Annotated in this window: 18 protein-coding genes; 13 read left to right on the top strand and 5 right to left on the bottom strand. The window is 68.5% G+C overall.

All coding sequences use genetic code 11. From position 1 onward, the window contains the following. Nucleotides 1–50 precede the first annotated feature (50 nt). From atpG to glmU, 5 genes are all read left to right on the top strand, one after another. Entirely contained in the window at nucleotides 51–968 is a 918-nt protein-coding gene (atpG, locus tag ABNK63_RS16195) for a F0F1 ATP synthase subunit gamma (RefSeq protein ID WP_007807025.1), read from the top strand. Between the two features lie 83 nt (nucleotides 969–1,051). Then, nucleotides 1,052–2,464, top strand: coding sequence for a F0F1 ATP synthase subunit beta (gene atpD, locus ABNK63_RS16190; protein ID WP_007807026.1), 1,413 nt, complete (start codon nucleotides 1,052–1,054; stop codon nucleotides 2,462–2,464). A gap of 123 nt (nucleotides 2,465–2,587) precedes the next feature. Next, nucleotides 2,588–3,013, top strand: coding sequence for a F0F1 ATP synthase subunit epsilon (locus ABNK63_RS16185; RefSeq protein WP_007807027.1), 426 nt, complete (start codon nucleotides 2,588–2,590; stop codon nucleotides 3,011–3,013). Nucleotides 3,014–3,185: 172 nt separating this feature from the next. Then, entirely contained in the window at nucleotides 3,186–3,722 is a 537-nt protein-coding gene (locus tag ABNK63_RS16180; RefSeq protein WP_007807028.1) for a hypothetical protein, read from the top strand. 71 nt (nucleotides 3,723–3,793) lie between these two features. Then, complete coding sequence (gene glmU, locus ABNK63_RS16175; RefSeq protein WP_007807029.1) at nucleotides 3,794–5,161, top strand: bifunctional UDP-N-acetylglucosamine diphosphorylase/glucosamine-1-phosphate N-acetyltransferase GlmU; 1,368 nt, start codon at nucleotides 3,794–3,796, stop codon at nucleotides 5,159–5,161. A gap of 39 nt (nucleotides 5,162–5,200) precedes the next feature. Here the strand turns inward: glmU and ABNK63_RS16170 are convergent, their stop codons facing one another. Next, nucleotides 5,201–6,193, bottom strand: coding sequence for a pteridine-dependent deoxygenase (locus ABNK63_RS16170; protein ID WP_350016205.1), 993 nt, complete (start codon nucleotides 6,191–6,193; stop codon nucleotides 5,201–5,203). A 92-nt stretch (nucleotides 6,194–6,285) separates the two neighbouring features. Between ABNK63_RS16170 and ABNK63_RS16165 the strand changes: the two genes are divergently transcribed. The 8 genes from ABNK63_RS16165 to fabG all read left to right on the top strand — a co-directional run bounded on the left by ABNK63_RS16165 (nucleotide 6,286) and on the right by fabG (nucleotide 12,760). Continuing rightward, nucleotides 6,286–6,555, top strand: a complete 270-nt coding sequence (locus ABNK63_RS16165) for a phosphopantetheine-binding protein (protein ID WP_007807032.1) — start codon at nucleotides 6,286–6,288, stop codon at nucleotides 6,553–6,555. 109 nt (nucleotides 6,556–6,664) lie between these two features. Next, nucleotides 6,665–7,381 (top strand): hypothetical protein, encoded by a 717-nt coding sequence (locus tag ABNK63_RS16160; RefSeq protein ID WP_007807034.1) that lies wholly within the window; start codon nucleotides 6,665–6,667, stop codon nucleotides 7,379–7,381. Beyond that, nucleotides 7,378–7,683, top strand: a complete 306-nt coding sequence (locus ABNK63_RS16155) for a hydroxymyristoyl-ACP dehydratase (protein ID WP_350016204.1) — start codon at nucleotides 7,378–7,380, stop codon at nucleotides 7,681–7,683. The genes ABNK63_RS16160 and ABNK63_RS16155 overlap by 4 nt, the downstream gene beginning before the upstream one ends. Then, entirely contained in the window at nucleotides 7,680–8,633 is a 954-nt protein-coding gene (locus ABNK63_RS16150; RefSeq protein WP_350016203.1) for an acyltransferase, read from the top strand. The genes ABNK63_RS16155 and ABNK63_RS16150 overlap by 4 nt, the downstream gene beginning before the upstream one ends. Next, nucleotides 8,560–9,216, top strand: a complete 657-nt coding sequence (locus tag ABNK63_RS16145) for a LolA-related protein (RefSeq protein ID WP_350016202.1) — start codon at nucleotides 8,560–8,562, stop codon at nucleotides 9,214–9,216. Before ABNK63_RS16150 ends, ABNK63_RS16145 begins: the two co-directional genes overlap by 74 nt. A gap of 2 nt (nucleotides 9,217–9,218) precedes the next feature. Beyond that, nucleotides 9,219–11,588: an MMPL family transporter gene (locus ABNK63_RS16140; protein WP_350016201.1), complete on the top strand. Its 2,370-nt coding sequence runs from the start codon at nucleotides 9,219–9,221 to the stop codon at nucleotides 11,586–11,588. Next, nucleotides 11,572–12,006 carry a hypothetical protein gene (locus tag ABNK63_RS16135; RefSeq protein ID WP_007807044.1) on the top strand — a complete coding sequence of 145 codons (435 nt, stop codon included), beginning with the start codon at nucleotides 11,572–11,574 and terminating at the stop codon, nucleotides 12,004–12,006. The genes ABNK63_RS16140 and ABNK63_RS16135 overlap by 17 nt, the downstream gene beginning before the upstream one ends. Nucleotides 12,007–12,022: 16 nt before the next feature. Continuing rightward, nucleotides 12,023–12,760: a 3-oxoacyl-ACP reductase FabG gene (gene fabG, locus ABNK63_RS16130; protein WP_007807046.1), complete on the top strand. Its 738-nt coding sequence runs from the start codon at nucleotides 12,023–12,025 to the stop codon at nucleotides 12,758–12,760. 4 nt (nucleotides 12,761–12,764) lie between these two features. Here fabG and ABNK63_RS16125 read toward each other — a convergent pair whose 3' ends face one another. Genes ABNK63_RS16125 through ABNK63_RS16110 form a run of 4 tightly spaced genes read right to left on the bottom strand, consistent with a single transcriptional unit; the run spans nucleotide 12,765 to nucleotide 17,120 of the window. After that, nucleotides 12,765–14,345 carry a tryptophan 7-halogenase gene (locus ABNK63_RS16125; RefSeq protein WP_350016200.1) on the bottom strand — a complete coding sequence of 527 codons (1,581 nt, stop codon included), beginning with the start codon at nucleotides 14,343–14,345 and terminating at the stop codon, nucleotides 12,765–12,767. Between the two features lie 29 nt (nucleotides 14,346–14,374). Further along, on the bottom strand, nucleotides 14,375–15,133 hold the full coding sequence (locus ABNK63_RS16120) for a glycosyltransferase family 2 protein (RefSeq protein ID WP_007807050.1): 759 nt from the start codon (nucleotides 15,131–15,133) through the stop codon (nucleotides 14,375–14,377). After that, on the bottom strand, nucleotides 15,130–15,930 hold the full coding sequence (locus ABNK63_RS16115) for a beta-ketoacyl synthase chain length factor (protein ID WP_350016199.1): 801 nt from the start codon (nucleotides 15,928–15,930) through the stop codon (nucleotides 15,130–15,132). Before ABNK63_RS16115 ends, ABNK63_RS16120 begins: the two co-directional genes overlap by 4 nt. Continuing rightward, nucleotides 15,927–17,120 (bottom strand): beta-ketoacyl-[acyl-carrier-protein] synthase family protein, encoded by a 1,194-nt coding sequence (locus ABNK63_RS16110; protein WP_040673076.1) that lies wholly within the window; start codon nucleotides 17,118–17,120, stop codon nucleotides 15,927–15,929. The genes ABNK63_RS16115 and ABNK63_RS16110 overlap by 4 nt, the downstream gene beginning before the upstream one ends. Nucleotides 17,121–17,234 lie beyond the last annotated feature (114 nt).

Genomic DNA, 17,234 nt, shown 5'->3' with positions numbered 1-17,234 from the left:
CCATTCCCCATTCCCGATTCCCCCGAGTGAGCAAAGCGAGCGAGTAAAGCATGGCCAGCGGACGCGAAATCAAAACCAAGATCAAGAGCACGCAGAACATGCGCAAGGTGACGCGCGCGCTCGAAATGGTCTCTGCCGCGAAGATCCGTCGTGCGCAGGACCTGATGAAGGCTTCGCGTCCGTACGCCCGCTCGATGCGCAAGGTGATCGCGCACGTGGCCCAGGCCAGCACGGATTTCAGCCATCCGTTCCTGACCCAGCGCGACAACGTGGCGCGGGTCGGTTTCATCGTGGTGTCGACCGACCGCGGCCTGTGCGGTGGCCTCAACTCCAACCTGTTCCGTCGCCTGCTGCCGGCCATCGTCGAGTGGCAGAAGCAGGGCGTGCAGGTCGACGTGGTCGCGGTGGGCCAGAAGGCGGTGGCGTTCTTCCGCCGGCTCAAGGGCGTCAACCTGATCGGCAGCGTGACCCATCTGGGCGAGAAGCCCAGGCTGGAGCAGCTGGTCGGCGTGATCAAGGTGATGATGGACGCCTATACGTCCAACGGTCTGGATCGCGTGTTCCTCGCCTACAACGACTTCGTCAACACCATGACGCAGAAGCCGACCATCGACGCGCTGCTGCCGTTGCCGCTGGTGGCCACGGAAATGGAAGCCCACCAGGCGGCCGGCGAGTCGGCTTACGCCGGCGTGAAGCTGGAAGCGAGCCACGACTGGGACTACATCTACGAGCCCGACGCGCAGACCGTGCTGGAGCACGTGCTGGGTCGCTACATCGAGTCCGTGGTGTACCAGGCGGCCCTGGAGAACCTGGCCAGCGAGCACGCCGCCCGCATGGTCGCGATGAAGAGCGCGTCGGACAACGCGAACAAGGTGATCGGCGAATTGACGCTGGTCTACAACAAGGCCCGCCAGGCCGCGATCACCCAGGAAATTTCCGAAATCGTGGGAGGAGCGGCTGCGGTGTAACCGCGGCAGCTCTTGAAAAAAATTCATGGCGACGCGAAGCGGCGCCGCAATAGACCTAAAGAGATTCATCCGGAGCTATCAGCATGAGCCAGGGCAAAGTTGTTCAGATCATCGGCGCGGTCGTCGACGTGGAATTCCCCCGCGATCAGGTGCCGCAGGTGTATGACGCACTGAAGATCGACGGCACCGAGATCACGCTGGAAGTCCAGCAGCAGCTCGGCGACGGCGTCGTGCGCACGATCGCGCTCGGTTCCACTGAAGGCCTGAAGCGCGGCCTGCAGGCGCGCAACACCGGCGAAGGCATCAAGGTGCCGGTCGGCAAGGCGACGCTGGGCCGCATCATGGACGTGCTCGGCAATCCGATCGACGAAGCCGGCCCGATCGGCGAGCAGGACCAGTGGGTCATCCACCGCGAAGCGCCCAGCTATGACGAGCAGGCGGCCGCGACCGACCTGCTGGAAACCGGCATCAAGGTCATCGACCTGGTCTGCCCGTTCGCCAAGGGCGGCAAGGTCGGCCTGTTCGGCGGCGCCGGCGTCGGCAAGACCGTCAACATGATGGAGCTGATCAACAACATCGCCAAGGCGCACTCGGGTCTGTCCGTGTTCGCCGGCGTGGGCGAGCGTACCCGCGAGGGCAACGACTTCTACCACGAGATGAAGGACTCCAACGTCCTGGACAAGGTCGCGATGGTGTACGGCCAGATGAACGAGCCGCCGGGCAACCGCCTGCGCGTCGCGCTGACCGGCCTGACCATGGCCGAATACTTCCGCGACGAGAAGGACGCGTCGGGCAAGGGCAAGGACGTGCTGCTGTTCGTCGACAACATCTACCGCTACACGCTGGCCGGTACCGAAGTGTCGGCGCTGCTGGGCCGCATGCCGTCCGCCGTGGGTTACCAGCCGACCCTGGCCGAGGAAATGGGCGTGCTGCAGGAGCGCATCACCTCGACCAAGACCGGCTCGATCACCTCGATCCAGGCCGTCTACGTGCCCGCCGATGACTACACCGATCCGTCGCCGGCCACCACCTTCGTGCATCTGGACTCCACCGTGGCGCTGTCGCGTGACATCGCCAGCCTGGGCATCTACCCGGCGGTTGACCCGCTGGCCTCGACCAGCCGCCAGCTCGACCCGCTGGTGATCGGTGAAGAGCATTACAACGTCGCCCGCCGCGTGCAGGGTACGCTGCAGCGCTACAAGGAACTGAAGGACATCATCGCGATTCTCGGCATGGACGAGCTGAGCGAAGAGGACAAGCAGGCCGTGTCGCGCGCCCGCAAGTGCGAGCGCTTCTTCTCGCAGCCGTTCCACGTGGCCGAAGTGTTCACCGGCTCGCCGGGCAAGTACGTGTCGCTGAAGGAAACCATCCGTGGCTTCAAGATGATCGTCGACGGCGACGTCGACCACCTGCCGGAGCAGGCGTTCTACATGGTCGGCGGCATCGACGAGGCGATCAAGAAGGCCGAGGACATGGGCGCCAAGAAAGCCGCCTGAGGCGGCTTTCGGGAATCGGGAACAGAGAATGGGGAATCGGCAAAGCAAAGCGCCGGTTCCTTCCGCTCCTGACCATTCCCCATTCCCGATCCCCCATTCCCTTCGAGCGCAGCGAGAAAAGCCATGACCCAAACCATTCGCGTCGACATCGTCAGTGCCGAAGCCGAGATCTTCTCCGGCGACGCGACGATGGTCGTTGCCACCGGCGAGCTCGGTGAGCTCGGCATCACGCCGCGCCACGCACCGCTGATCACCCGCCTCAAGCCCGGCCATGTCGACGTGCTGCTGGACGGCGGCGAGCGCCAGCAGTTCTGGGTATCCGGCGGCATTCTGGAAGTGCAGCCGCAGGTGGTCACGGTACTGGCCGACAGCGCGGCCCGCGCCGCCGACCTGGACGAGGCCTCGGCGCAGCGCGCCAAGCAGGAGGCCGAGACTGCCCTGGCCAACCGCACCGACGCGATGGAGATTGCCGAGGCGCAGGCCAAGCTGGCCGAAGCGATGACCCAGCTGCAGGCGCTGGAGCGTCTGCGCAAGAATCTGAAGCACTGAGTTTGTGCGCTCGTTCATGAGCGCAGAGCCAAGATCAGGAAGCGGCCATCCACGGTCGCACCCGCGGATGAAGCGGTTGCTTCGATGGACATTGCGAACTGCGAACGCCGGCCTTGTGCCGGCGTTTTCATGTCGGCACGATCCGGCCTCGGATGACCGGAAAGGGCGGGACATGGGAAAGCGGACGAACCTGGGACATGCGGCGGCAAGCCTGCTGTTCCTGTTGCTGGGTGGCTGCGTCACGTCACCGGCACCGAACAAGCCGAACGCCACCGGCGACGCCTCATGGCGGATCGAGATGCCGCCGGGCACGGTGAGTTACCAGCTGGCGATGGGTGAGGTGTCCAGCGGCGCGACACCATTCCGGCGGGTGAAGCCGGTGTATCCGCCGGGCCTGCTGGACGCTTGCCCGTCACCGCAGGAGGTGCCGGCGCTGGTCATCGTCGATGACCAGGGCGCGGTAGCCGAGGTGCGGGTGGCCGGCGAGCAGCAGGCCGACGCGAGCCGGCACGCCTTCATCGATGCGGTGCGCGCCGCCGCCAGGCAGTGGCGGTTCCAGCCCCTGCTCATCAGTCGCTGGGCTGCCGACGCCGACGGCAACAGCCACGTGGTCGACAGCGGCACGCGGCCATTCAGCCTCACCTATGTCTTCCGCTTCGAATGCCACTTGGGCAAGCCCTCGGTTTCGGCCGCGGCAGCGCAGGGCTGAGTCAGCTTTGCCGGCAACGGCGCCGAAACGGCTGCTATGCTTTTCGATCGAAATACGTCAGGGCCGACACCATGAACCACGCACCACTCCACGTCATCATCCTCGCGGCCGGCGCCGGCACGCGGATGAAGTCCAGCCGCCCCAAGGTGCTGATGCCGCTGGCGGGCCGGCCGTTGCTGGCGCACGTGATCGACGCCGCGCGGGCGTTGCAGCCGGCGGCGCTGCACATCGTCTACGGTCATTGCGGCGAGCAGGTGCAGGCGGCGTTCACCGACCAGGCCGACCTGCGCTGGGCGCTGCAGGCCGAGCGCCTGGGCACTGGCCACGCGGTGGAGCAGGCGCTGGGCGAGGTGCCGGACGACGCGCGCGTGCTGGTGCTGTATGGCGACGTGCCGATGACCCGCGTCGAGACGCTGCGGCAACTGGTGGAAGCCGAGGGCGGCTTCAGCCTGCTGACCATGCGACTGGCGGAGCCGCGCGGCTACGGCCGGGTGCTGTGCGACGGCAATGCCCACGTGCGGGCCGTGGTCGAGGAAAAGGACGCCGACGACGTGCAGCGTGCGGTGAACCTGGTCAACACCGGCATCCTGATCGCCGGTGCCGGAGTCCTGCGTGGCTGGATCGGGCGGCTCGATCGCAACAACGCGCAGGGCGAGTATTACCTTACCGACATCTTCCGCATGGCGGCCGAGGAAAACCATCCCGCGTTGAGCGTGGAGTGCGCCGATCCGGTCGAGGCCGCCGGCGCCAACAATCCGCTGCAGCTGACCGAACTGGAGGCTGCCTTCCGCTGGCGCGCCGCGCACGCCCTGCTTGCCGACGGCGTGCGCCTGGCCGATCCGCTGCGCATCGATGTGCGTGGCGCGGTCACCGCCGGGCGCGACGTGGAGCTGGACATCGACGTGATCCTGGAAGGCTCCGTGGTGCTGGGCGATGACGTGCGCATCGGTGCCTTCACCCGCTTGCGCAATGTGCAGCTGGCGGCCGGCACCGTGGTGCAATCGCACTGCGACCTCGACGGGGTGGTCACCCATGGCCCCTGCACGATCGGCCCGTTTGCGCGGCTGCGTCCAGGCACTGAACTGGATGCCGGCGTGCATGTGGGCAATTTCGTCGAGACCAAGAAGGCCCGTCTGGGCGAAGGCAGCAAGGCCAACCACCTCACCTATCTCGGCGACACCGAGGTGGGCCGTGGCGTCAACATCGGCGCCGGCACCATCACCTGCAACTACGACGGCGTGAACAAGCATCTCACGCGGATCGGCGACGGCGCCTTCATCGGCTCGAACAGCTCGCTGGTCGCGCCGGTGTCGATCGGCGCCCAGGCCACCATCGGCGCCGGTTCGGTGATCACCCGCGACGCACCCGATGGCGAGCTGACCGTGGCGCGCGGCAAGCAGCAGACTTACGAGGGCTGGAAGCGGCCGGTGAAGCGGTAGTCGGTCGGAACGGGGATGCTCTAACCGTTCCCCCGTTCCTCAGACGTACCGCCAGCCGTCGATCTCGAACAGCAGTTCGCTGCGGCAGATGTCGCCGTGCAACAGCAGCACCGGCACGCCGGGCAGCCGGCTGCCGAGAAACTCGCGCACGCGGGCAGCGTCGCCACGATGGCGCACGTACGCCTTCAGCGGCGAGTGGCTGTCGAACCCGCTGGCCATGCCGGCGTTGGCCAGCAAGGCGTCGAGGTTGACCATGGTTTCGGCGAGCTGGGCGTCCAGGTCGTGCTGGTGCGCCGAAGCATGGCCGACCACGGCGGCGGTGCCGGAAATGGCCAGCACGTCGCCAGCCGGCAGGATCATCGCGCGGGCGAAACTGGGCGGGGTCCGGCCATACTGGCGAGGGTAGCGCCAGGCGCTGATCTGGCGCGGGTTCTCGACTTTCCGGCCGGGACGGTCGCAGGCCAGCAGGTAGACCTGCAAGTGATGCGCGTCGCCGTGGTGGCCGATCGCGGTGGCGGCCGGGAAACCTTCGCTGAAGAAATCGCCCATGCCGCTGGCACGACCATCGCAGAAGTGCTTGTAGTGCTCGGCATCGCCATCACCGTGGTTGATGGCGCCGAGGTAGTTCCATACGCGCTGCACGTGATGCTCCGCCCGCGCGGATACCAGCTGGTGCAACTGACGATAGGCCAGCTCCGCGGTGGCCGTGGCGCCGCCGTGTTCGCGTTCGTCCAGCTCGATCGAGGCAAACAGCCAGCCGCCGCCGGCCGCCCAGTGCATCGCACCGTCGCTGCCGCTGCTGACCGGCGCATCGACCTGCCACAGTTCCAGCGGTGCCGGACCCTCGAACGCTTCCAGCGGCACCTGCAGATGACGCGGGTCGCCGCTGCGCGGGGCGTGCTTGCCGAAGCCGAACGCCGCCAGCGTGCCGGACTCGGCCAGCGCTGCGGCGGGTTCGGCCATGCGATAGGAAACCCGCGGCGCGGGGCGCGCCAGCGAGTCGACCTGCGGATTTTCACTTCCCTGAACCATTCTCGACAACCGGGGACGACAAGGGCGCTATGTTACACTCCGCGCCCACTGCCACCGGGGGGAGGCAATGAAAACAACGTACGGAATCGAGCATGGCAGAGCAGACCGCAGCGCAGCACGAATTGGCCACCCTGGTGGTGGAATGCCTGAACCTCGAGTCGGTCGCAGCGGATCAGATCGAACCGGATGCACCCTTGTTCGGCGGCGAGCTGGGCCTGGATTCGATCGACGCGCTGGAAATCGCCCTGGCAGTGTCCAAGCACTACGGCTTTCAGTTGCGTTCGGACAATCCGGACAACCGGCAGATCTTCACCAGCCTGCGTACCTTGTCCGATCACATCGAACAGCATCGCGCCAGCTGAAGTCGGCAACCCTCCGTGTTCGCACCGGTGCCCGCTGTCGCGTCGTCACGCCGTCTTCCCGCGGGAATGGCAGGGTAAGCTCCCGGATGGGGCCCGCGCGGAATCTTGCATGACGGCATCCTCTCCATCGCCCGACCATGCGCGGCGTTTTGCGCTGTGCCTGTTGCCGGTGTATCCACTGCTGGCGATCGCCGGTGCGCTGAGCCATCGACAGATTTTCGCCCTGCTGGCGCTCGCCCTGCTGCTGACCGTCCTGCTGCTGCCGCCCATGCTGGCGCGACGCGGTGCGGCGTGGCTGTTGTGGTGCGCGGTGCTGGCCGGCCTGCTGCTGGTGTGGATGGGCGGATTCGCCGGGCTGCTGCTGGAGGCGGTACCGGTGCTGATCAATGCACTGCTGGCGATCTGGTTCGGCCGCACCCTGGCCACCGCCGAGCCGCTGGTGGAACGCTTCATCATCGCCATCGAAGGGGCCGAGCGTCTGCAGCAGCCGGGCGTCGCCGCCTATGCGCGGCAGCTCACCTGGTTCTGGACCGTGTTGCTTGGCGCGCAGGCGCTGCTGCTGACCGTGCTGCTGTTGTGCGCCGATCACAGCGGCCTGCTGCAGCGTTTCGGCGTGGCCTCCCCGCTGCAAGTCCCCGAGCGCTGGGCGGCTGCATGGTTGCATCTGGGCTGCTACGCGTTGCTGGCTTTGGCCTTCCTGCTGGAATATGGGTATCGACGCTGGCGCCTGCGCCATCTCAGCCATCCGGGCCTGCACGACATGCTGTTGCAACTGGCGCTGCACTGGCCGCAGCTGGTGCGCGGCAAACCGGTGATGCCCTCATGAGCGACTGCTTCGAGCAGAGCCTGCGCATCGATGCCACCCACCCGGCGTTGCCGGGACACTTTCCCGGGCGTCCGCTGGTTCCCGGCGTGGTCCTGCTGGAACAGGTTGCGCTGGCACTGCGTCACTGGCGCGGACAACGCCTGGCGCGGGTGCTCGAGGCGAAATTCGTGGCATCGCTGCTGCCGGGCGAAACGGCCGCTTTGTGCCTGACCGGGGCCGTGCCGGAAGGCACGCGGGCCCGATTCGAGATCCGGCGCGAGGGCCATTTGCTGGCGCGTGGCGTGGTCGAGGGAGCGACATGAGCAACGAACACTGGCAGAGCCGGCCCGAAGGCGGTGGCCGCTTCGCGATCTGGCTGATCCGCAGCATCGCCCTGTACGGTGGCCGCCGGCTGGGCCGGTTGTGCCTGTATCCGATCACGCTGTATTTCTACGTGCGTCGGGGGCCGGAACGGCTCGCCTCGCGGCAGTATCTGGAACGGGTGCTGGACGGGCCGGTGTCGTCGTGGCAGGTGTTGAAGCACATCCATTGCTTCGCCGCCACGATCCTCGACCGGATCTTCCTGCTGGCGCATGGCGAGCAGCCGTTCCAGATCGAGACCGAAGGCCTGGAGTTGCTCGACGAACGCTATGCACGCGGTCGTGGCGTGCTGCTGTTCGGTTCCCACCAGGGCAGTTTCGAAGCCCTTCGCGCGGTGGGTGCGCGCAGGCCCGACATGCCGCTGCGGGTGGTGCTGGACAAGCAGAAGACGCCGGCGATGACCGAGCTGCTGGAGGAGCTGGCGCCGGAGATCGGCGCCTGCGTGATCGATGCGGCGCAGGACGGCACCAGCATCGCGTTGGCGATGGCCGAGGCCTGCCGCAGCGGCGCACTGGTGGCGATGCTGGCCGATCGTGGCCGCGGCCACGAAACGCTGCGTCGCACCGGTTTCCTCGGTTCGTCGGCACCGTTTCCGATCAGCCCGTGGCTGCTGGCGCACACGCTGCAGGTGCCGGTCGTGTTGTGCTTCGGCCTGTATCTGGGTGGCAACCGCTATCGACTGGTGTTCGAACCGTTCAGCGAACGGGTGGAGATTCCGCGGCATGATCGGGGTCCCGCGCTCGATGCGCTGATTGCCCGCTACGCCCAGCGACTGGAACACTACATCCGCGTAGCCCCCTACAACTGGTTCAATTTCTATGATTTCTGGCAAGACGCACCTCCTGCTGCCGAGCCTGCTGCTGACGCTTTGCGCGAGCGCGTCGGCGTCTGAGCCGGCGCCCTCGTCTCCCCCGGCGCAAGCGCTGATCGCCGCGCTGGGACAGCCGGCGCCCGCCCATGCGGCGTTCGCCGAAGCGCGTTTCCTGCAGGTGTTGCAGCAGCCGCTGGTGGTATCCGGCGAGCTGTCGTGGCTGGGCGGCGACCAGTTGCAGCGGCGCGTCGACCAGCCGCAGCACGAGACTTCCACCATCGCCAACGGCGAGGTCACCCAGCAGCGCGAGGGCAGGAGCGCGCGGCACTTTTCGCTGAAGCGCGCGCCGCAACTCCAGGTGCTGCTGGACAGCTTCGTGGCCCTGCTCAGCGGCGACGCGGCGCGCCTGCAGAAGTCCTTCGAGATCACCCAGACGGGCACGGCCGACGGCGCCTGGGCCCTGACCCTGGTGCCGCGCGACGCGCGCGTGGCGAAGACGGTGGCCAGCATCCGCATCGATGGCGTCGGCAAGCAGTCGCGCTGCATGCACATGCAGGAGGCCGACGGTGACCTTGCCGTCGACCTGCTCGGGCCGCTGGCCGCGAAGATGCCCGCCGATCCAACCCGCGAGGCGCTGCAGGCGCTGTGCCAGGGCGCACCCTGAGCATGCGTCGGGGCGCCCGTGCGACCTTGCTGGTCGTGTGGTTGCTGGCGCTGGCCGCCTTGGGCTGGATGGTGGCGCAACGGCTGAAGATCAGCACCGACCTGCGCAGCTTCATGCCCGCGCCGACCACGCCCGACCAGCGCCTGCTGATGGAGCAGGTCGGCGAGGGCCCGGGTTCGCGATTGCTGCTGCTGTCGATCAGCCGCTCATGCGCGTCCTGCGCTCGCGGCACTGGGCCATCCATGGCCGGCGGCGGTGCCCCCGACGAAAGGCTGGCAGCGTTGAGCCAGGGCCTGCTCGCCGCGTTGAAGAAGGATCCGCGCTACAGCCAGGTGGTCAACGGCAGCTTCGATCTCGGCGCGCTGGACGGCAGCCTGCTGCCGTATCGCTTCCTGCTCTCGCCCACGCTGGACACGCAGCCGCTGGACGAGGCGTATCTGGCCGATCAGCTGCAGCAGCGCCTGGACGACCTGTCCTCGCCCGCGGCCAGCCTGCTGAAAGGCCTGCTGCCCCGCGATCCCACGCTGGAAGTGCTGAAGCTGGCCGAGTCGTGGGCGCCGGCGAAGTCGCCCGAAGTGCGGGAAGGGGTGTGGTTCTCGCCTCAGGACGAGGCGCTGCTGCTGGTGCAGACGGTGGCCGCGGGCTTCGATCCGGGCGCACAGGAACAATCGATCGCTGGCATCCGCCAGGCCTTCGCCACGCTGCCGGGCAGCGCGGCGGCGAAGCTCGAGCTGAGCGGTCCGGGCTACTTCAGCGTGGTCGTCGGCGCGCAGACGCGGCACCAGGCCGACTGGATCGGGCGCATCTCCACCGTGGGTTTCATCGCGCTGCTGCTGCTGGCCTATCGCAGTTTCAGTTCACTGCTGCTGGGCGCGTTGCCGATCGCCAGCGCGGCGCTTGCCGGGATCGCGGCGCTGACGCTGGCGTTTCCTGACGTGCACGGGATCACCCTGGCATTCGGTTTCACCCTGCTCGGTGTGGCGCAGGAGTACCCGATCCGCGTGCTCAGCCATCGCCGCGCCGGCGAGGATGCGGTGCAGAGCGTGCGCGCGCTGTGGCCGTTGTTGCTGACTGCCATCGCGTCGGCATGCATCGCCTATCTGGCCTTCTATGCGTCCGGCGTCAATGGCCTGAAGCAGCTGGCGGTGTTCACCATCGTCGGCCTGCTGGTAGCCGGCTTCAGCACCCGTTACCTGCTGCCGCACCTGCTGCCGCGCCGCGTGCGCGACGTGGCCGACATGGCCTGGCTGGCGCGGGCGCGGCGATTCGTGGACCGGTTGCCGCGGCCGCGCTGGATTCCGTTGCTGGTCGCCGTCGCGATCGTGGCGATGCTGGCCCTGGCGCGCGGTTCGTTCTGGCAGAACAACCTGGCCGCGCTGACCCCGTTGCCGCAGGACCTGCTGCAACACGACGCGCGCCTGCGCGAGGCGCTGGGCGCGCCCGACGTGCGTTACCTGCTGGTGCTGCAGGCGCCGACCGAGCAGGGCGTGCTGGCGTTGTCGGAGCAGCTGCAGCCCCGGGTCGATGCACTGGTGGCAAGGCATGCCGCCGATGCGCTGGAACTGCCATCGCGTTACCTGCCCAGCATCGCGGTGCAACGCGAGCGGCAGGCGAAACTGCCTGATCGCGCCACGCTGCAGCGTGCACTGGATGAAGCGCTGCATGGCCTGCCCTTCCGCGCCGACCTGTTCCAGCCGTTCGTCGACGACGTGGAAACCGCACGCAGCCTGCCGCTGCTGACGCCCGAGCGCTACGCGCAGACCCCGCTGGGCCAGCGCCTGGCCGCGATGCTGGTCGAGCGCGACGGACACTGGCTGGGCCTGGGCACGGTCAGCGGCGTGCACGACGTGGCCGCGCTGCAGTCGCTGGGCGCCGGCAGCCACGGCAGCGTGCGCCTGCTGGATCTGAAGGCCGCCTCCGAATCGCTGGTGGTGGACTACCGCACGCGCATCCTGCAGGCGCTGCTGGCGGCCAGCCTGCTGCTGGTGCTGACGATCAGCTTTGCGCTGCGCAGCGTGCGTCGCGCCTGGCATGTGCTGGCACCGATGACCCTGGCCACCTTCCTGGTGCTGGCGGTGGAGCGGGTGATTGGCATCGAGGTCTCGCTGTTCCACCTGGTGGCGCTGATCCTGGCCGGCGGGCTGGGCCTGCACTACGCGCTGTTCTTCGAGCGCGACACCGGCGACCCCGCCGAACAGCGACGCACCCTGCACGCCACCATCGTCTGCGTGCTGTCCGCGCTGCTGGTGTTCGGCATGCTGGCGTGGGCCACGATCCCGGTGCTGCGCGCGATCGGCCTCACCGTGAGTCTGGGCGTGGCCTTCCATTTCTGCCTGTCGATCCTGATGGCGCCGCATGCTGCCGAAGAGTGATTGGGAAAAACTGATTCCCCATGCAGGCACGATGTGCCTGCTCGACGCCGTGCTCGGCTGGGATCAACGCACGATCCACGCGACCAGCGCCGGCCACGCGCGCGTCGACAATCCGCTGCGCGGCGAACACGGCCTGCATGCGGTGCATCTGGCCGAATACGGCGCGCAGGCGATGGCCGTGCACGGCGCGCTGCTGGCCCGCGCGCGCGGCGACGAACAGGTGCGGCCGGGCATGCTGGTCAGCCTGCGCGAGGTGCAGCTGTTCGAGGAGTACGTCGATCGGCTGGATGGCAAACTCGATGTGCACGGCGAATGCCTTTATGCCGATGATGGCGGCGCACAATATGCGTTCCGCGTCGAACATCGCGGTCGGCTGCTGGCCTCTGGCCGTGCCGCCGTGATCCATCCGGCCCGCTGATCAGGAGCGTCATCCCATGTCCGAAACCGGCAAACTCCGCCGCGCCCTGGTCACCGGCGGCAGCGGCGAACTCGGTGGCGCGATCTGCCAGGCACTGGCCGCGGCCGGCTGGCAGGTGATCGTGCATGGGCACCACAGCCTGACCCGGGCCGAGCACACCGCAGCCGCGATCGTCGCCGGGGGCGGCCGTGCGCAGGCGCTGGCGTTCAACGTCGCCGACGCCGAGGTGACCCGCGCCGCGCTCGACACGCTGCTGGCCGAAGGGCCGATCCACGCGGTGATCAACAACGCCGGCATCCATGACGACGCGCCGATGGCCGGCATGAGCGACGAGCAGTGGCATCGGGTGATCGATGTCTCGCTGCACGGCTTCTTCCACGTCACCCAGCCGCTGCTGCTGCCGATGGCGCGGCAGCGCTTCGGTCGCATCGTGTCGGTCAGCTCGGTGGCCGCCCAGCTGGGCAATCGGGGACAGACCAACTACGCGGCCGCGAAGGCCGCGCTGCACGGCGCCAGCAAGTCGCTGGCGCGCGAGATGGCCTCGCGCGGCATCACCGTCAACGTGGTGGCGCCCGGCGTGATCGAGGGCCGCATGGCCGACGCGGCGTTTCCACCCGAGCGCATCCGCGAGGTGGTGCCGGCGCAGCGCGCGGGCAAGCCGGAAGAAGTCGCCGCCCTGGTCGCCTTCCTGTGCTCGGACGCGGCCGCCTACATCAACGGCCAGGTGATCGGCGTCAACGGCGGGATGGGCTGACCGGCTACGCCACCGCCCTGAACAGCGGCGGGCGCGGCTGGCCCGACATCGGTGCGTGCAGGCGCGGGTCGCTGGCGCTGGCCTGCAGCACCAGCGCATCGGCCACGCCGTCGAGCATGCGCACGTTGTGGCGCAGGCGGGCACGGACTCCGGCCTCGTCGAGCGGATCGTGCAGGGTCGCATTGAGTTCGCCGAACCACGCCAGCGCACACTGGTCGAGCATCTCGCGCCGGCTGTGGCCGCCGCCCGCGGCGTGCCAGTGGCGGAACAGCGACTGCATGCGGCTGTTCAGGGCTTGCGCCCGTTCCAGCTCGGCACGCATTTCGCCCAGGAACGCCAGGTCGGTGAGCCGTTGCTGGAACACCAGCTGGCACAGCACGCTCCAGTAGTACGCGTAATCCCAGATCACCTTGGCCGACAGCACTTCGGCGTTGCCGAACAGCGGGTACTGGTTGCGGAACAGGGTCAGCGTGCTGTCGTAGAACGAGAGGTACAGCTTTTCGTAGAAGTGGGCGTAGGGCGCGAGGTTGTGACCGGCGCGGTCGTGGCCGATCAGTCCGGTGATGTAGGTGTTGCTGATCGCGATGAAGTCGCTGCCGGGCGAGTAGAAAGGATCGAGGAAGCTGCCCGCCTCGCCGGTGAGTGCCCAGCGGTCGGCGCTGAACAGCCGTCGGCTGCTGAACGAGTAGTCGCGCAGGAAGCGGAAGTCGAGCAGGCTGTCGCGCTCGGCGGCGATCGCGCGGCCCATCGCCGGCTGCTTTTCCTGCAGCCATCGCAGCGCGTGCTCGAAATCGCGCATGCCGTCCAGCGGATGCATCGCCGCGTCGCAGACGATGCCCACCGAGTGCGCGCCCGAGCCCAGCGGGATCAGCCACGCCCAGTAGCCCGCGCCCATCAGGTGGTTGGTCGAACGCCAGCGCTCGGCTGGCGTGCAGCGCGCGCCCCATTCGGCATCGTCGCTCCAGCGATCGATGTGCAGTCGCGCATCCATGCGGAACCACACCGCGTTGGCGTGGTGGCCGTTGTCCGCGGTCAGTTCCAGCCGGCGACGCAGCAGGCCGGCGCGGCCGGAGGCGTCGAGCAGCCAGCGTGCGGCGACGGTGTGTTCGCCCTTGTCGTCGGTGAAGCGCACCTCGTGCGCATCGCCGTGTTCGCCCAGGCTGAAACCCCTGACCGTGGCGCCGTCGCGAAAGTCGATGCCGCGTCGGCGCGCCTCTTCGCCCAGGAAATTCTCGAAGATGCCCCGGTCGAGCTGGTAGCTGGGAACCGGCAGCACCCGGCTCACGCCCAGTTCGGTGGTGTTCTGGATGTCGTCGCGCCCTTCGGAAAAGAAGTAGCGCAGGCCGAACTTGCGGATGTGCGCCGCATCGAGGTGTTCGCGCAGGCCCAGCGTGTGGTCGAAGTAATGCGCGCCGATCTCCACCGTGGATTCGCCGACCTTGTGCGCGGCCACCGGCAGCGGATGACGGTTGCGCTCCAGCACCAGGATGTCCATGTCCGGGAATTCGCCGCGCAGTTGCAGCGCCAGGCACAGGCCGGCCAGGCCGCCACCGAGGATGACCGCTTCGTGCTCCGTCCGACTCATGCGATGCACTCCGTGGGTGGCGCGGAAACTCAGTGCGTCGTGCCGACTTCGAAAAGGATCGGCGCGGCGCGCGAACGACGATAGCTGGCCACGATCCTGCCGTAATGGACCACGCGGCCGATCGTGTAGGTGGTGATGCGGGTGACGTCGCGCACCGGCTTCAGGTGGCTGGGCCGGAAACTGCCGTGATAGCGCGAGGCGATCGGCACCGAGACCACGCCGAGCTGCTTCTCGCGGGAGGCGGCGATCAGGATCGCCGCCTCGAACACGAAGTTCTCCGCCGGCAGGTCGACCAGGTCCAGCGCGGCGCGGGGATACCAGCGCTGACCGCTCTGGGTGTCGGCGATCGGTTGCGCGCAGGCCCAGGAGATGCCCCAGTCGGCCACTGCGTTGGCGCGGCGGCGGCCCTTCGGCTGCTGCTCCTTGTCCAGCAGGCGTGCGCCGATCACGATGTGTTGCGGGTACTTCGCCGCCGCGGCCACGATGTGCGGGATGTCGGCGGCCAGGTGCTGGCCGTCGCCGTCCATGGTCAGCACGGCGTCGTAGCCGAGCTTCATCGCCTCGCGGAAGCCGTGGCGCAGCGCCTCGCCCTTGCCCTTGCGCTGCTCGTGGCGCAGCAGGGTCACCGGCAGCGTGGCGACGATCTCCGGCGTGCGGTCGTCGGAGCCGTCGTCGATCACGATCACCGGTGCACCGAGCGCCAGCACGGACTCGACCACCGACTGGATCGCCGCCTCCTCGTTGAGGCAGGGAATCAGCACGCACCAGCGCGGGTTGACGGTGTTCAAGCGACGCTCTCCATGTCGATCTGCAATCCCAGTTGCGCGGCCGCCGCGATGTGGCAGCTGCCATCGCCCTGCGCCAGCCGTGCCAGCAACGGCAACGCGGTGGCGGAGGGGTTGGCCTGGCGCCAGCTGGCCAGCGGTTCGTCGAGTGTGCTCGAAGCCGCCGTGGTTGTCAGCGTCAATCGCAGCCGGGCCAGGCTGCGCGGGCTGCGGGTCGGCATCAGCAGCAGGGCGCAGCCGAACGGCTGCGTGCAGGCGGTCACTTCGAGCAGCGGGCCGTTGCCGAGGTAATCGCTGCACACCAGCAGCACCGGGCGCTGTTCACTGCACACCTGGCTGGCCGCCTCGAGCAGGCCGGCGCCGAAGCTGGCGCGTTGCGCCGCGATCGCGGTGGAGGGCGCATGGCAGCCGGTGGCGATGGTCCAGTAGCCCACCGCGGCGTTATGCACCGAGTTGTGGAAGCGGATCGGCGACAGCTCGGTCGGCACCTGGGCCAGCGTGGCGCACATGTAGTCGGTGATCGCCTGGTCGCCGTGGGAGGAGGCGAACACGCAGGCGACGCCGGCCGCATCCTGGCCGCTCATCGCCACCGCCTGGCCGGCGACTTCCACCGCCAGCAGCACGCTTTCCGGGGCGCGACGGCGTTCATTGGCGGGCAGGGTGGCGGCCGCGGGTCGGCGCGGCGGCGGTTGCGGCGGTTGCGGCGGGCGGCCGGCGAGCACTTCGCGCAGGGCGGCGAAGTCGGCCAGCTGCGACGACCACAGGCCGACGCCGTCGACCCAGACATCCAGCCCGCTCACGCGCCGAATCCTGCGCGGGCAAAGGCGAGGCAGGCGTTGTTGCCGCCGAAGCCGAACGAATTGCTGAGCGCCACGTCGACGGTCTGTCGTTCGTTGCGCCAGGCGAACTGCGCGCCGCAGCCGGGATCGGGCGTGTCGCCGCCGAGGTTGCCGGGAATCAGGCCATGTTCGATCGCCTGCATCGCGACGGTGGCCTCGACGATGCCGGCGGCGCCCAGCGTGTGACCGGTGTAGCCCTTGGTCGAGCTGGCCCGCGTGCGCGCCGGGAACGCGCGGCTCACCAGTGCCGCTTCCACCTCGTCGTTCTTCTGGCTGGCGGTGCCGTGCAGGTTGATGTAGTCGACCTGGCCCGCGGACAGGCCGGCGCGGGCCAGCGCATCGTCCAGCGCCAGTTCGGCGCCGAGGCCTTGCGGGTGCGGAGTGGACATGTGGTGGGCGTCGCTGGCTTCGCCATAACCGAGCAGCTGGATGGCATCGGGCGCAGCGGCGGCACGTTCGAGCAGGGCGAAGCCGGCAGCCTCGCCGATCGAGATGCCGTTGCGGGCGGCGTCGAACGGTCGGCACGGTTCGTGCGAGACCAGCTCCAGCGCGTTGAAGCCGAACAGCACGCTGTCGCAAAGGCTGTCCACGCCACCGACCACGGCCGCGTCGGCCAGGCCCAGGCGGATCAGCCGCTCGGCGCTGGCAAACACCTTGGCGCTGGACGAGCAGGCGGTGGAGACGGTGAGGCAGGGGCCCTCGAGCTGCAACGCCGCTGCCACGAAGGCGGTCAGCGAATGCGGCGCGTGCAGGGGCGGATAGAGCCGGTCGTCGCTGAAGCCGCCGTCGGCGTCGAGCTGGCGATAGGCCTCCTCGGTGGCGCCGATGCTGGCGGTGGAGGTGCCCAGCAGCAGGGCCACGCGCGCCGCCCCGTAACGGGCGCGGGCCGCCTCGACCTTCGGCATGAAACCGTCCTGGTTCAGGCCCAGCCAGGCCAGCCGGTTGTTGCGGCAATCCCACACCTGCAGGCTGGCCGGCAGGCGCACCGCTTCCACGCCGTCCACGCGGCCGATCCAGCACGCCAGCGGCGCGCTGCTGATGTCGTTCGGACGCAGGCCACTGCGGGCACTTTCCAGTGCGGCGAGCTGGGCGGCCAGTCCGCTGCCCAGCGCCGACGTGGCGGTATGGGCAGTGACGGCGAGAGGGGTCATCTTGGTGGGCATCTTGGAAAGCCTAACGGTGACCCGGCGGAATGCCTAGCCTGTGGATGCGCGAGCGCAGAGAGTGACCGCGACGGCATGAAGATGTCGCGAACAGGCGTGCGA

This window comes from Rhodanobacter sp. IGA1.0, from assembly GCF_040208325.1.
GTDB classification, from domain to species: Bacteria; Pseudomonadota; Gammaproteobacteria; order Xanthomonadales; family Rhodanobacteraceae; genus Rhodanobacter; species Rhodanobacter spathiphylli.
Note: the sequence above shows the minus strand (reverse complement) of the source record. Positions and strands in the feature narration are given on the sequence as shown.